The organism is Trueperaceae bacterium (assembly GCA_036381035.1).
Classification (GTDB): Bacteria; Deinococcota; Deinococci; order Deinococcales; family Trueperaceae; genus DASRWD01.
Genome location: DASVDQ010000170.1, coordinates 1 through 1304, shown reverse-complemented (window position 1 = coordinate 1304; position 1304 = coordinate 1). Strand labels below are relative to the sequence as shown.

1 protein-coding gene is annotated in these 1304 nt (G+C 74.5%); it reads left to right on the top strand.

All coding sequences use genetic code 11. The annotated features are described in order from the left end of the window. Positions 1 to 1270 (top strand): solute carrier family 23 protein (locus tag VF202_15940; protein ID HEX7041609.1); only part of this gene is annotated, 1270 nt, incomplete at its 5' end. Positions 1271 to 1304: the final 34 nt, after the last annotated feature.

The window sequence follows — 1304 nt, the reverse complement described above, 5'->3', positions numbered from 1 at the left end:
GGCGGTCCTGGGGGTGCCTCAGGAGGCGGCCGAGAGCATCCTCCTGCTGGCGGGCCGCACCGCGTCGGTGTGGCTGCAGGAGCCCACCTTCCTGCCGCTGGTCCTCGCCGCCCTCACCGTCGCCGTCATGCTGGCCTGGGGGCGCGTCGAGGCGTTGGCCGCCGTCCCGGCGAGCATGGCCGCGCTGGTGGTCGTCAGCGTCGTGTCGCTGCTGCCGGCCTTCGAGGGCGTGGCGCGGATAGGCGCCCTGCCCCGCAGCCTGCCGCTGCCCGTGCTCCCCACCCTGCCCGCCGGCGACGGCTGGGTCGACCTGGTGCGCGCCGCCCTGGCCGTGGCGGTGCTGGCGGCGCTCGAGAGCCTGCTCTGCGCCGTCGTCGCCGACGGCATGACGGTGGGCGAGAAGCACGACCCCGACCGCGAGCTCGTGGGGCAGGGCCTCGGCAACATCGCGGCCGGCCTGTTCGGCGGCCTGCCGGCCACGGCGGCGCTGGCGCGCACGGCCGTGAACGTCCGCAGCGGCGCGCGTACGCGCCTGGCCGCGATGGTCCACGCGCTCACGCTGCTAGTCGTCGTGCTCTTCCTCGCGCCGCTCGCCGCGCGGGTGCCGCTGGCGGTCCTCGGTGGGATCCTGATGGTCGTCGCCGTGCGCATGGTCGAGCGCCACGCGTCGGCGCTGATCCTGCGCAGCACGAAGTCCGACGCGTTCGTGATGCTCCTCACGCTCGTCGTAACGGTCCTCTTCGACCTGATCCTCGCCATCGAGGTCGGGCTGGTGGCGGCGGCGGTCCTGTTCATAGTGCGCATGAGCACGACGTTCAGGGTCGACCCCCTCGACCTGGCCGGGTCCGACGTCAGGCCGCTGATGACCGAGCGGGACGCGCAGGCCCTCGAGCGCGTGCGCGACCGCGTCGTGGCGTTCCGGATCGAGGGGCCCATCTTCTTCGGCGCCGCCGAGCGCTTCATCGACCAGATGCTCAAGGCGGACCAGGGCATCAGGGTCGTGATCCTGCGGCTGCGCAAGGTGCCCGTCCTCGACGCCACCGGTGCCACGGCGCTGCGGGCGCTGAGCGAGCGCATCGCCAGGCGCGGCGGCGTGCTGCTGCTGTCGGCGCTGCAGCCCCAGCCGGCGAACGTGCTGCGGCGCATGGGCCTCTACGACGAGCTCACGGCGGGAGGACGCCACGACTTCCCCACCACGGAGCAGGCCGTGGCGGCGGCCGTGCGGCTCGCCGAGGAGGAGGCGGAGCGGCAGGCCACGGACGCGGCCTGAGCTGTCGGCCACCTCGCGGCGCCCGAGCCCTCCG